Here is a 13,606-nt window from a genome sequence, read left to right as displayed (position 1 = left end):
GTTTACGCCATCTCTGGATTGCTGTGCGATATCTATAATCCAAAAACTACCAGATATTACTTCCTGCCGCATATGCAGTCGACCACGCGATCTGCAGATTGAATCCACCGGTCAGTGCATCCAAATCCAGCACTTCCCCTGCAAAATACAGTCCCTGTACCAGCTTTGACTCCATCGTAGACGGATTGACTTCTTTGACTTTTACGCCGCCCCGTGTAATAATTGCCTCTTTGAAATCTCGAAGTCCGGTCAATGTCACAGTAAAATGCTTGATCAGATGGACGAAATTCATCCGCTCTTCTTTTGTGATCACATTGACCTTCTTCTCCGGATCAATGCCGCTTAAGTGAATCATGACCGGAAGTAATTTTGCCGGAAACAGTCCGGTAACTGCATTTTTAAACTGTTTATTATGGTTTGCATCAAATTCCCGCAGCACTCTCGCATCCAGCTGCTCTTCGGAAAGTGCCGGCTTCAGGTCGATGACCAGCTTTAACTCATGCTTTTTCTGCAGGATTTTACCTACATAGGCACTCGCACTGATGATCAGTGGTCCGCTTACTCCAAAGTGGGTGAATAACATTTCTCCGAAATCACTGTACAGCTCTTTCTTTCCGTCATAGACCGTTGCCTGGACATTCCGGAGGGAAAGCCCCATCAGTGCCGGAATGTACTCTTCTCTGACATTCATCGGAACCAGGGAAGGTGCAGGTTCGGTGATCTTGTGTCCCATCGCTTCTGCAAAGCGATAGCCATCTCCGGTGGAACCTGTTGTCTGATAGCTGACACCACCGGTTGCAATAATGCAGGCATCCCCTTCTTCTTTGCTTCCATCTGCCATGACAAGATAGGAAAATCTTCCATCCTCTGCCACAACTTTTTCTACATTGGAATAAAGATGGATGTGTACTCCATTTCGCTTCATTTCCAGCTCCAGTGTGCGGATAACATCCGAAGAATGATCCGACTGCGGAAATACACGGTTGCCACGCTCTGTCTTCAGACGCAGTCCTGCATTTTCAAAGAAATCCATCACATCCTGGTTGGTAAATCCGTAAAAACTGCTGTACATGAATTTCTCATTGGATACCATATTCTGGAAAAGCTCATCCACGTCACAGGCATTGGTGACATTGCATCTGCCTTTTCCCGTGATGAAAAGCTTCTTTCCAAGTTTTTCATTTTTCTCAAATACGTGGACTTCATTGCCATTTTTCGCCGCAAAGATCGATGCGAACATACCGGCAGCTCCGCCCCCTACGATCAGTACTTTACTCATTTGATCCTTACCTCATCTTCTACAGGCTCCAGCTCATCTCTGGAATAAACCTGATATTCGTCCCAGATGTCCTCCAGTGTCTCCAGCGTCTCGATGACATCATCCTGCTTCTTCATGCAGAGTGCAACCACCAGTGCATTGATCACACTGAGCGGTGCAACCAGGGAATCTACGATAGATGCCATATCACTCTTGGCGATCAGATTGCAGGAGGAATAGAGATTCATCGGTGAATTCACACTGTCGGTCAAGGTTATTACCTTTGCTTTCCGGTTGCTGGCAAATTCCAGTGCTTTTAAAGTACGCATGGAATATCGCGGAAAACTGATCCCGATGATCACGTCTTCTTCCCCGATCCGGATCAGCTGCTCAAAAATCTCGCTGGAACTGTTGGTATCGACCTCTACCACATCTTCACAGATCAGATTCAGATAGAAAGTCAGGAATTTTGCCAGCGGTGCACAGCTTCGGATTCCGATCACATAAACCTTTTTTGCCGCAAGGATCGTATCCACCGCCAGCTCAAATGCATGATTGTCCACAGATTCCAATGTCTGCTTGATCTTCTCGATATCAGACTGCAGAACCGTCGCCAGGATCTCGCTCCGGTCGATCCGTCCGTAGGTCACTTCCATACGCTGGATAGAATTCAGCTTGGTACGCACCAGTTCACCCAGTGCTTTCTGGAATTCGGGATAGCCTTTATATCCAAGCTGTGTTGCGAAACGGACAACCGTTGATTCGCTGACACCGACTGCCTCTCCCATCTTTGCAGCCGTCAGGAAGGCTGCTTTATCATAATTTTCTTTGATGTAATCCGCAAGCCGCTTCTGTCCTTTGCTGAACTTCGGATATCTCTCATCAATTCTAATCAGTAACTCATTTTTTGTGCTCACAATTTGCCTCCAAATAAGAAATGTGCCTTTTTATAAAATCATTTACTTCTATTATAAATAAGGTCACAACCCTTTTTATTATAAGCAAAAGAGCCATAAAATTCAACTCGAATTTTATGGCTCCTGAGGTTACGTTTTGCTCACAAAATACTGTCTGTAACAGCTTTCGTCAGTTCGTCGTTATTATACCGGATAACTTCCGTCTTTTGCAATTGTAGCATCTACTTTCTTCTCCTGTGCCTCGCGGTATTTGAAGAAGTCTGTAGCTACCTGCGGGAAGAGTGCGTAGCTGAGTACGTCTTCATCCTGCTCTTTGTACTGTTCCATCTCTTTTTCAAGAGTTCCAAGTTCATCCGGGATCAGATCTGCCGGACGGCATGTGATGACTTCCGGATTGTCTCCGAGTACTTTCTTAACAACATCCGGGTTGAACGGTTTAACAGTTGCACCGTATTTTCCGCTCAGGATGTCTTTCGTCTCTTTTGTTGCCATCTTGTAGCGTTCGCCCATCAGGACATTGAATACTGCCTGTGTACCAACGATCTGTGATGACGGAGTAACCAGCGGTGGTTCACCAAGGTCTTTACGAACTCTCGGTACTTCTTCAAGTACGTCGTAGAACTTGTCTTCTGCTCCCTGCTCTTTGAGCTGGGAAGTAAGGTTGGAAAGCATTCCACCCGGTACCTGGTACAGAAGAGTCTTGATGTTAACACCAAGGTTCTTCGGATTGAGAAGTCCGCTGTCAAGTGCTTCGTCACGGATCGGACGGAAGTAATCAGCGATCTCAGCCAGAAGACTCTGGTCAAATCCTGTATCATAAGGTGTTCCCTTGAATGTCTCAACCATAACTTCTGTTGCCGGCTGAGAAGTTCCAAGTGCGAACGGTGAAATAGCGGTATCGATCACGTCTACACCGGCTTCAACTGCTTTTAAGTATGTCATTGAAGCAACACCTGATGTGTAATGTGTATGCAGCTGGATCGGGATATCAACAGCTTCTTTTAATGCTCCGACAAGTTCAGTTGCCTTGTACGGAAGAAGAAGACCTGCCATATCTTTGATACAGATAGAGTTTGCACCCATATCTTCGATTCTCTTTGCGATGTCTACCCAGTAATCCAAGGTGTAAGCATCTCCAAGTGTGTAAGAAAGCGCGATCTGTGCTTCTGCTTTCTCAGCGTTAGCTGCTTTTACTGCTGTCTGAAGGTTTCTAAGGTCATTCAGACAGTCAAAAATACGAATGATATCGATTCCGTTTGCAACAGATTTTTTAACGAAGTATTCTACTACATCATCTGCGTATGGACGGTATCCAAGGATATTCTGTCCACGGAAGAGCATCTGAAGTTTAGTGTTCTTGAATCCGTCACGGAATTTACGAAGTCTTGACCATGGATCTTCATGCAGGAAACGAAGGGATGCATCAAATGTAGCTCCGCCCCAACACTCTACGGAATGATATCCGACTTTGTCCATTTTATCTACGATCGGAAGCATCTGTTCTGTGGTAAGTCTTGTTGCGATCAGGGACTGATGCGCATCACGCAGAACTGTTTCCGTAATCTTAATCGGTTTCTTTTCAATTGCTGCCATTATATCTTCCTCCAATTATTATAAGGTTTATTAAGCTCCAGAATTGTTATCTCACTGTCAGATACGCGCTGCTCGCAGCGCTAAGGAAACTTGACGGTTTTCTTCTGTGCCTGATGGCACAGTCTGACATTTCGATAGCAACCGCGATTTGCCCTTGCAAGCAAGCAAATCGCTTCCCGTTGCTACATTACTCCGAAAATAGCCATAAATGTTCCGGCTGCTACGGCTGTTCCGATAACTCCGGCTACGTTCGGTCCCATTGCATGCATCAGAAGGAAGTTGGTCGGATCTGCTTCCGCTCCTACTTTCTGAGATACACGGGCTGCCATAGGTACGGCAGATACTCCGGCTGAACCAATCAGCGGATTTACCTTGCCATGTGTGGCTACGCACATCAGTTTTCCAAACAGGACACCTGCTGCGGTACCGAATGCGAATGCGATCAGACCAAGTAGTACGATCTTAAGTGTGCTGACATTTAAGAATGCCTCTGCACTTGTAGTAGCACCTACAGATGTACCAAGCAGGATAACTACGATGTACATCATTGCGTTGGATGCGGTCTCTGTCAGCTGTCTTACAACACCGGATTCTTTGAACAGGTTACCAAGCATCAGCATACCTACCAGAGGAGCTGTTGTCGGAAGAATCATACATACAACGATGGTTACGATGATCGGGAACAGAATTTTCTCAAGCTGTGTAACCGGACGAAGCTGTCCCATTTTAATCTTTCTTTCCTTCTCTGTTGTGAGAAGCTTCATGATCGGCGGCTGGATGATCGGAACCAGTGACATGTACGAGTACGCCGCCACGGCGATCGGTCCCATCAGAGCCGTCTGCTGGAGCTTACCTGCAAGGAAGATGGATGTCGGTCCGTCTGCTCCACCGATGATGGAGATAGCAGCTGCTGCCTTATCAGAGAAACCAAGAGCCATCGCGCCAAGATAAGCTGCGAAAATACCAAACTGTGCTGCCGCACCGAGGAGGAAGCTCGCCGGGTTGGCAATGAGCGGTCCGAAGTCAGTCATCGCACCGACACCCATGAAAATAAGTGACGGGAGAATAGACCACTCATCCAGCTGGAAGAAGTAATACAAAAGTCCGCCCGTTCCGTTAGCCGAATCTTCTGCATGAAGCATGATATCCGGGTAAATATTTACCAGGAGCATACCAAATGCAATCGGTACAAGCAGAAGCGGTTCAAACCCATGCTTGATTGCAAGATAAAGGAAAAAACATGCAACTGCGATCATAATGTAGTTACCCCAAGTCAGGTTGAGGAACGCAGTCTGCTGCACGAGGTTTCCCAGTGTGTTAGTGATATATTCCATGTTATAACCTCCTGTTTTTCAAAAGGATGTTGCTCCTTAGTTCAATGTAGCCAGTGTCTGTCCTGCTTCTACTGCATCACCTACTGCTACATCGATACTTGCAACTGTTCCGTCTTCCGGAGCTACAACAGGAATTTCCATCTTCATTGCTTCTACGATAAGAACTGCATCACCGCGGGATACTTTCTGTCCTACGCTTGCTTCGATCTTAAATACTTTTCCGGCTGCACCTGCTTCTACCTTGATGCTTCCAGCTCCGGCTGCTGCTTTTGGAGCTGCCTTCGGTGCTGCTTTCGGAGCTGCCTTTGGTGCTGCTACTGGTGCTGCAGCTGCTCCGTTTCCGTTTTCTTCTACTGTAACATCATATACGTTGCCGTTAACTGTGATTGTATAGTTTTTCATCTTTAAATCCTCCTGATTCTATTCGCACTATGCATTCCATTTGTTTGATTTTCTTCTCTTGATAGAACGTACTACAAATCCGTCTGTAGTAGTTCCTTCTGCTGCTGCGATCGCTGCTGCGATAACTGCAACAAGTTCGGTATCATCCATTTCTTCTGCTTCTTCTACAGCTGCTGCCACTGCCGGAGCCGGTGCTGCCTTCGGAGCTTCTTCTTTTTTCTTCTTGGATGTACCGTTAAGTAATGCAGGAACGTATTTGATCAGGGAAATGATAAAGCTCATGAAAATAAGCATTACGAATACAGTTCCCATACCAAGTAATGTGTTAAGTCCCGCTTTTTCAAGGATTTCGCTCATGCCGTAATGAGCATTGACTGTAAATGATTCCAGAGTCATATTCTCATCGAATACGAATTCCAGGTCTGCACTTCTGTCAGAAAATGTTGCCGGTGCAGTTACCGTAACACCTGTAGAAGATGCCTCGAATTCATAGTCTTTATGGCTTTCATAATCGCCGCATTCTTCCAGGGATGCTTTCCATCCTTCCAGTGCAGTTGCAAAAGTGTCTGCTTCCATCTGCACACCGGTCTGGTTTTCAAACTGTGCCATCAGATATCCCTGATTCCAGTCTGACATCTCTGTGATCTGGTCGCTTGTGATGGATCCGCTCTCAATGATATCAAAAACAGCATCACAAGACTGGATCAGTGTATCTTTGTCATAGCTGACGGTCTTGGCATTCCCGCAGCCTGCAAGGCCGAGCACAAGTACCAGAACTGCGACTACTAAACTAATCTTTTTCTTCACTTTGCTTCACCTCGCTAAATTGTTCCGTGTTTTTTGGATGGTCTTTCTTCCCTTTTTGTAAATAACATCTCAAATGCACCGATCACATATTTTCTGGTATCTGCCGGTTCGATGATGGTATCTACATATCCTCTTCCAGCTGCGGAAAGCGGGCTTGACTGAAGTGCTTTGTATTCTTCTGTCTTTGCTTTTAATGTATCTGCATCTGCATCTGTGTACATGATCTTCGCTGCCATGTCTGCTGCCATCATTCCAATCTCAGCTTCCGGCCATGCGTATACCATGTCTGCTCCGATTGCTTTGCTGTTCATTGTCACATATGCACTTCCGAATGCTTTACCTGTGATCACATTGACTTTTGGTACAGTTGCATCTGCAAATGCATAAGTGAGAGCTGCCATCTCTCTTGCAAGGTTCTTTTCTGAGCATGCAGTTGCCTTGAGTCCCTTTACATTTGTAAGTGTGAGTACCGGAATTCCGAATGCATCACAGAATTTAACGAAAGCTGCTGCTTTCTTGCATCCCATTGCTGAGAGTGTGCCGTCGAATTCTTCTGCTGTATTGCCTTCTTCATCGTATACCTTTGAGCGGTTGGCAACAGCACCTACTGTCATTCCGTTCAGGCGGATGAATCCTGTTACCATATCTTTTGCATAAGCTTTCTTTGTCTCAATGAATACACCATTGTCAGAGATCATAGAAAGAGCAAGTGCTGCATCTTCTGCTGCATTCTCAAGATCTGCACATACTCTGTTCAGATCATCTGTGCATTCATCATATGCATCATTGTCTTCGTTGTTAGCCGGAAGAATTGCTACGAGTGAGCGGATCTCGCCAAGAATTTCTTCTTCGCTTCCTACGCCGTCAACGATTCCGGATTCTTCACTCTGGAATTTTGCGCTTGCTGTATCGCATTTGTCCGCGGTGTTGCCCGGAATGGTGTTCGGAGAGTTTACGAATAATTTTCCGTTCTCTGCCATAAATGTAAAATCAGAAAGTGCTGCTGCCGCTGCCAGTCCACCACCGCAATTGCCGAATACTGCTGTGATCTGTGGAATTACGCCAGAAGCCATAGCCTGTTTGTAATAGAAGCTTCCGAATGCGTTCAGTGCGTCAGTTGCTTCCTGAAGACGAAGTCCTGCGCAGTCAATCAGACCGATCACCGGTGCGCCCATCTTCATTGCCATATCATAAATGTTCGCAATCTTCTTTGCGTGCATCTCACCGATGGTTCCGTTCAGTACAGATGCGTCCTGGCTGTATACATATACCAGGTTTCCATCGATTACACCGTAACCTGTGATGACGCCATCTGTCGGAGCTTTTTTCTCCTGCATGTTGAAATCTGTTGCTCTTGCAGTTACCTGTCCACCGATTTCAACAAAGCTTCCCTCATCGAGCAAATTGGCAATTCTTAAGCTCGCCGGGTTTGATGATGTTGTGTTGCTCATAAATCTAGCCCTCCATTTTTATAAATTTAATAATTAAATCAAATTTTCTGCCGTGTATATTATACTTGCTTTTTATGCAATACGCAACTGTTTTTGATAAGTTTTCTCTTATTTTGTTAAATTTTCGACAAGTAATTTTCACGTGTAAAAAAGCCTCTGCAACGCAGAAGCCTTTTTTTTACATAAACATATTCCCTGTTCCGACATAACGGATGCCGTCTTCAAAGACTCTTTTTCCGCCAAGTGTAACAAATTTTACATCTTTTAATCTGGTGATATCCTTGCTTAAGTCACCGCCAACTACCAGAAGATCTGCATCCAGTCCTTCGGCAACAAGTCCGCGTTCTTTTTCCACACCCAGAACCTTTGCCGGATTGGAAGTTGCCACCTGTACTGCCTGCACCGGTGTAATTCCGTATTCCACCATATATTGCAGTTCTCTCGGAAGCGGTAAGAGCGGAGAACGATACATCACCATATCGGTGCCGGCAAGAACCGTCACACCCGTATCATAAAATTCTTTAAAATGATCCCGGTACGCTTTGTATGCCGGTTCAAAGAATTCATAATTTGCCATCTCTTTTTGCATGACCGGATCACTGACCGGTGCATCGCCATTCTTCTCGATATTTTCCTTGCACAGTTCATAGAGATAAGTATATGCCATGATAGTCGGTGTCCAGGCAATACCTTTTTCTGCCATCTGCTTTGCATGATCCAGCGTCATAAAGGTTCCATGTTCGATCGTGTCAAATCCGGCATCAATGCACATCTGGATCCCCGGATTGGTTCCGGCATGCACGCCACACTTGATTCCTCTTCTGTGGCACTCATCCACCGCCGCATCCAGTTCTTCCTGGGTAAGCTCCGGATACGATTCGCGGTTGGTGGTCAGGATCTTCACCCATTCCGCACCATCGCGAACCTGCTTACGGATTTCTTTACGGATTGCCCACGGACCGTCCGCTTCCTCGACTTCATCCCAGGCATGTCCGCCCGTCATGCAGATTCCGGTATCCGTATGCACGATTCTCGGGATCACGATAAATCCCTTCTTTTCTGCCAGTTTCAGATTCTTGCATACACCATGTGCTGAAGACATATCCCGCACCGTGGTGATCCCTCTTTCAAATGCAGACTGCGCATGCTGCAACGCATATAACATGATCAGCTGTGCCCCATAATTAAAGCTGTCCGGCTGGGAATAGCCGTATGCAAGATGCGCATGCATATCCATAAGTCCCGGAAGAAGTGTCGCATCACCATATTCCTTAACTTCCTCCTGCGGAAATTCTTTCAGCAGCTCTTCTTTTGGTGCGATTTTTCCGATCTTGCCGTCCTCTCCAATATAGACTGCCTTATCCGTAAGAACGGTCTTTCCATCTCCTGTAATCAGATATTTCGTACTGATAATCATCCCTTGGTCCCTCTTTTATTCCTTTATTTTTCAAATACACGCAGCCCTTTCATGCTGCCTCTCTCCCGTCGCATTCATTCTTTAATATTTTAAAGTGCAACCATTTTGAAGTGTATTATACTTGTTTTTCCTAAATGGCGCAACCGTTTTCCATAGAATCTGTTAAATATTTTGCATTTTTTAATCCGTTTTACGTCCAAAACTTTATACGGATACACTTGCACTTTTCATTTTACTCACAACATCGTTTAACAATCAATATTAAATTTTTGCGATTTCCAGGTCTGCGTCCAAAGATTACAGCGGCAGATTTAAAAAAATATAGGGGTGAAGGCACTTATTGTGCAATGGAGATGAGACTCAAAAATTGTGGAGGCCTCTGCTGACACAATTTTCGCTTTCAGAGGCTCATCGCAATGTTTTGCACAATGGACTTCACCCCTATATTTTTCTAAATCTGCCCCACTACCTCCCCCTCGCAGACCGTCCCCGCAAAAAAAAGAAAACCCTTATCCGGCAAACCACCAGATAAGGATTTCCTCAATTCTTTATACTTTTTTAGGATGACAACATTTTTATTACAGTGTGATCAGAGCATCTGTAATATTTGTAATTCTGCGGTATCCATCTTCTGTGATCAGGAAATCATCTTCCTGACGGACGCCACCGATTCCCGGAATGTAAATTCCAGGTTCGATCGTATGAACCATTCCCGGCTGAAGGGTCACTTTACTGCCGGTACAGATATACGGCTGTTCATGAATATCCAGTCCGAAGTTGTGTCCCGGACCATGTGGAATATGATAGCCTGCATCTTCTACTACCTTCACGATGATATCTCTGAGCTCGCCCATAACCATTCCCGGTTTCAGGCTGTTCTGACCAGCATCCTTTGCTTTTCTGACTACGTCAAACATCTTGTAAAGCTCCGGATTTTTGGCTTTCCCTACTGCAACAGTACGGGTAATATCCGAGCAGTATCCGTGATAATAAGTTCCGAAATCAATCGTCACAAAATCACCAAGCTGGATTTTTCTATCGGATGCTGTCGCATGACAGTTTGCTCCGTTATCCGGACCAGATGCTACGATCGTCTCGAAGCAGAATCCGGAGCCGCCACGGCTTCTGAACTGATATTCCAGTTCATTTGCAATATCGATCTCTGTAACGCCCGGTTTGATCACATCAAGCAGTGCATAGAAAGATCTCTCTGAAATCCGGCATGCCTGTTCGATCGTCTCGATTTCTTCCGGTGTCTTGATTGCACGTAAAGGTTCTACATAAGACCCTTCGGAAACGAATTTGGTATCAGGCGCCTGACTTACCAGATCCTGATAATCATCAAACGTAAGATCTGCTCCACAGATTGCACACTGTTTTACCCCTGCTTCTGCCGCCAATTTACCGGTCTGGCTGAAGTAATTCAGTCCTTCACCGTAGACAACAACTTCAAATCCTTCTGTTTCCTGTGCGGCTTGGAATTCAAACCGTCCGTCGGTTACAAAATAGTTTTTCTTTTCTGTCAGAAGCAGGACTGCAACTCCATATTCTCCGGTAAAGCCGGTCAGATACTTAATGTCGCTGCCTTTGCTGATCACAATTCCGTCATGACCATTTTTCTTTACAGCATCTACAATTTTCTGTATGCGTGTATTCATTGTTCCATCTCCTACTGAATGAAATCCCAGTTGAATTTCATATTTTCATCATATGATTTGTATGGTTTTCCATCAATATCATAGATGTTTACATTATAATGCCAAGGTTCCGGAAGTGTCTTCTCCGGATAAATGTGCTTCATCAGCTCATATCCTTCCGGATCATAGACCTTCAATTCCTCTCTTGTGTTGACCGGTCCGCGGATACCATCCCATCGTCCGTCAACACCTTCCTGCATGACATTGAACCAGACAGTACTTAAAGTTGCAAAATACTCTTCGTAATTGCTGATCGCATAAGTGTCCGGCCACAAACCATTGTCGCTGGCATGCTGATATGCTTTCCGGATCATGTCTGCAAGCGTCTGGTCTTTCAGACCATTCATTCCAACCAGATGGATCGCATGTCCGAATTCATGCACAAGGATCATCTCATTTGGATAACTGGTTGCATATCTTCCGGTTCTGAGACGGATTACATTTGCCTCTGAAATAGAGGATGCCGGATTCGTCATCTCACCGCCGTAACCTGCCACATGGCGGGTTGCAAGCAGATATCCCATTCTGTGTTCCGGGACATCATATGCATTCTCAAGCAGTCCGAACACAGATACCTCTGCGCCTCTGCGGACGAGCTCTTCTGCTACTTCCGGGATCTTTTCAAGCATCATATCAATAATTGCAAGTGCTTTATCCACTACAGCCGGTGTTGTTTTTTCTCCGGCTTTTACTACAATGCCGGAGGTTCCTTTTTTGCGGACTACATAATATGGCTGATACACGGTCTGGTAGACCTTTTCATTGTCTGCCGGTCTGTCTTTTACATCAGTCAGCTTTCCGACAACCTGTACGGTAACCTCTCCTGCACATTCCGGATCAACCGGATGAACCAGGGAAAGTGTGGTACGCATGGATTCTTTCTGGTATACCGTACCATAATCCCATGTCATATCACTGGTCCAGTGTACCAGTTCCTGTACTTCCCCTTTGTATTTTACCAGATAATCGTTTTCATTATCAGCACGGCGCATCTGTTCGCCCCAATAAATCTCAATTCTTCTGTCATCGATCAGAATGACTTTTTCGACCAGTGCATAATTACAATTCTCTGACATTTATTTTTCATCCTCCTGAAACATAAACTTATTTTCTAATCTTTTATGCTTCTGCGTTCTTGTCCAGTCCCATTCCGACTGCAAGCTTTTTACTGAAGATTGCTACAACCGCACCGACTGCACATACACCCAAACCAATTGCTACGAAGAACGGAATTTCGCTTCCTTCTTTGTAGAAGTTTGTGAGCAGCGTGTTAAGAGCAGCTCCTGTAGACTGTGACATTGACCAGATTGTCATCATCTGTGTCATGAATGCCTTCGGTGCTGCAACAGCCGTGATTGAGTAACCGATCGGGCAGGTAAATCCTTCACCAAGCATCAGGATTGCATAGAATAATACGATCCACCATGCACTGACTTTTGCATTTCCAGGATAGATTACATAGAGGAGTGCAATGATTAAAGCGCCAAGTCCCCAGAAGATTGTTCCGATACCCATCTTTGTGGTTCCGTATGGCTGTTTCTTTCCGAGTTTTGTCCATACTGCTGTCAGAATACTTCCGATGATAACTGCAAATACTGCTGGGATTGTCTGCATAGATGCTGCAGGCACTTCAATTCCGAACAGTACACGGTTAACCTTTTCTTCATAGAAGATTGCAAGGATTGAAATTGTCTGTGTCCAGATCAGCAGGGTAACTGCGTTACAGATGAACGGCGGAACCAGGCAGAGGATTTTCTTCTTCTCATGTGGCTCTGTCTTTTTACTTTTGTAAATAACTACCAGGTATACGATCGGGATAATGATCGATACAGTACTGATTACATTTGAGAATACAGAAATACTTAATGTTCCTGTTGCAAAAAGCGTTGCAAGAACAACTGCGCAGATAACAAGTACAATGATCATCTTTGTGATGAAAGAACGTTTCTTATCATCCGGAAGCGGATCATCCGGTTCAATACCGATATTACCGAAGAACGGTTTGTATGTAACTGCATATACAACGATACCCAGGAATGCAAGGACTGCACATGCCGCGAATGCTACATGGTATCCGAGTGCTGCTGCGATTGCACCGGAAAGTACCGGAGCTGCTGCACCAATGTTGGAAATTACGTAAGAAATCGTGTAAGCGCTGTCACGTCTTCCATCGGATTCATCATAGAATTTTCCAAGAAGAGCATCCAGACATCTGCCACCGAACATCGGTCCGATTGCCAGACATCCCATAGCGATTCCATAGCCAGGAACGCCAAGTGGTAATGCAAGGCATACATATCCAATAAATGAAAGTGATCTTGCTATAAATAAAGACTTCCGGCATCCTAAGATACGGTCGCAGACAAAGCTTCCGACAATACCTGTCAGTACGACAACTGTTGAATATAAAGAGATCAGCTGTGCTGCATTTGCCTTGCTGAATCCAAGTCCTTCCGGTGCATTTGCGTATAAGTAGTAAATCAGTACCGCACTCATCGCATAGTTTGCAAAAGAGTTACAAAGCTGCATAAAGCTCAGGGTTCCCACACCCTTTGGCTGTCCTAAAAAGGCGGTTTGTTTTCTTAACGCCTCATCATGTTCGTTCATTATTTTTCCCTCCAAAATAACCTTTTGTATTCAATTCATTCAACAAAAAACAATCGTTAATTTTTCCCCATCCTCAGATGTCTTCACTCCTCCTTGTTTCATAATTTTTAACTTTTGTTTTTT

11 protein-coding genes are annotated in these 13,606 nt (G+C 45.0%); all 11 read right to left on the bottom strand.

Going from position 1 to position 13,606, the window contains the following annotated elements; genetic code table 11:
- Positions 1-46 precede the first annotated feature (46 nt).
- Entirely contained in the window at positions 47-1,279 is a 1,233-nt protein-coding gene (locus AB5213_RS03055) for an NAD(P)/FAD-dependent oxidoreductase (RefSeq protein ID WP_008369201.1), read from the bottom strand.
- Positions 1,276-2,175 (bottom strand): MurR/RpiR family transcriptional regulator, encoded by a 900-nt coding sequence (locus tag AB5213_RS03050; protein WP_008369203.1) that lies wholly within the window; start codon positions 2,173-2,175, stop codon positions 1,276-1,278. Before AB5213_RS03050 ends, AB5213_RS03055 begins: the two co-directional genes overlap by 4 nt.
- Positions 2,176-2,358: 183 nt before the next feature.
- On the bottom strand, positions 2,359-3,768 hold the full coding sequence (locus AB5213_RS03045) for an oxaloacetate decarboxylase subunit alpha (protein ID WP_173692045.1): 1,410 nt from the start codon (positions 3,766-3,768) through the stop codon (positions 2,359-2,361).
- A 182-nt stretch (positions 3,769-3,950) separates the two neighbouring features.
- Positions 3,951-5,102 carry a sodium ion-translocating decarboxylase subunit beta gene (locus AB5213_RS03040; protein ID WP_008369207.1) on the bottom strand — a complete coding sequence of 384 codons (1,152 nt, stop codon included), beginning with the start codon at positions 5,100-5,102 and terminating at the stop codon, positions 3,951-3,953.
- A 36-nt stretch (positions 5,103-5,138) separates the two neighbouring features.
- Positions 5,139-5,504 (bottom strand): biotin/lipoyl-containing protein, encoded by a 366-nt coding sequence (locus AB5213_RS03035; RefSeq protein WP_008369209.1) that lies wholly within the window; start codon positions 5,502-5,504, stop codon positions 5,139-5,141.
- Between the two features lie 27 nt (positions 5,505-5,531).
- Complete coding sequence (locus AB5213_RS03030; RefSeq protein WP_195255094.1) at positions 5,532-6,311, bottom strand: OadG family transporter subunit; 780 nt, start codon at positions 6,309-6,311, stop codon at positions 5,532-5,534.
- A 14-nt stretch (positions 6,312-6,325) separates the two neighbouring features.
- Complete coding sequence (locus AB5213_RS03025) at positions 6,326-7,762, bottom strand: acyl-CoA carboxylase subunit beta (protein WP_022219913.1); 1,437 nt, start codon at positions 7,760-7,762, stop codon at positions 6,326-6,328.
- A 178-nt stretch (positions 7,763-7,940) separates the two neighbouring features.
- Positions 7,941-9,179, bottom strand: coding sequence for an amidohydrolase family protein (locus tag AB5213_RS03020; RefSeq protein WP_368276297.1), 1,239 nt, complete (start codon positions 9,177-9,179; stop codon positions 7,941-7,943).
- Between the two features lie 578 nt (positions 9,180-9,757).
- Entirely contained in the window at positions 9,758-10,837 is a 1,080-nt protein-coding gene (locus AB5213_RS03015; RefSeq protein WP_055247096.1) for a Xaa-Pro peptidase family protein, read from the bottom strand.
- A gap of 11 nt (positions 10,838-10,848) precedes the next feature.
- Positions 10,849-11,952: a hypothetical protein gene (locus tag AB5213_RS03010; RefSeq protein WP_368276296.1), complete on the bottom strand. Its 1,104-nt coding sequence runs from the start codon at positions 11,950-11,952 to the stop codon at positions 10,849-10,851.
- A gap of 43 nt (positions 11,953-11,995) precedes the next feature.
- Positions 11,996-13,483, bottom strand: a complete 1,488-nt coding sequence (locus AB5213_RS03005; RefSeq protein WP_368276295.1) for a peptide MFS transporter — start codon at positions 13,481-13,483, stop codon at positions 11,996-11,998.
- Between the last annotated feature and the right edge of the window lie 123 nt (positions 13,484-13,606).

This window comes from Coprococcus sp. RTP21204st1_G4_RTP21204_210225 (assembly GCF_040915385.1).
In the GTDB taxonomy this organism is placed as follows: Bacteria; Bacillota; Clostridia; order Lachnospirales; family Lachnospiraceae; genus Allocoprococcus; species Allocoprococcus comes.
Note: the sequence above shows the minus strand (reverse complement) of the source record. Positions and strands in the feature narration are given on the sequence as shown.

What these genes read in the sequence shown, in the direction of transcription:
- AB5213_RS03055 (WP_008369201.1), bottom strand. Translation starts at nt 1,279, where the DNA reads ATGAGTAAAGTACTGATCGTAGGGGGCGGAGCTGCCGGTATGTTCGCA.
- AB5213_RS03045 (WP_173692045.1), bottom strand. Translation starts at nt 3,768, where the DNA reads ATGGCAGCAATTGAAAAGAAACCGATTAAGATTACGGAAACAGTTCTG.
- AB5213_RS03040 (WP_008369207.1), bottom strand. Translation starts at nt 5,102, where the DNA reads ATGGAATATATCACTAACACACTGGGAAACCTCGTGCAGCAGACTGCG.
- AB5213_RS03035 (WP_008369209.1), bottom strand. Translation starts at nt 5,504, where the DNA reads ATGAAAAACTATACAATCACAGTTAACGGCAACGTATATGATGTTACA.
- AB5213_RS03005 (WP_368276295.1), bottom strand. Translation starts at nt 13,483, where the DNA reads ATGAACGAACATGATGAGGCGTTAAGAAAACAAACCGCCTTTTTAGGA.
- AB5213_RS03010 (WP_368276296.1), bottom strand. Translation starts at nt 11,952, where the DNA reads ATGTCAGAGAATTGTAATTATGCACTGGTCGAAAAAGTCATTCTGATC.
- AB5213_RS03020 (WP_368276297.1), bottom strand. Translation starts at nt 9,179, where the DNA reads ATGATTATCAGTACGAAATATCTGATTACAGGAGATGGAAAGACCGTT.
- AB5213_RS03025 (WP_022219913.1), bottom strand. Translation starts at nt 7,762, where the DNA reads ATGAGCAACACAACATCATCAAACCCGGCGAGCTTAAGAATTGCCAAT.
- AB5213_RS03015 (WP_055247096.1), bottom strand. Translation starts at nt 10,837, where the DNA reads ATGAATACACGCATACAGAAAATTGTAGATGCTGTAAAGAAAAATGGT.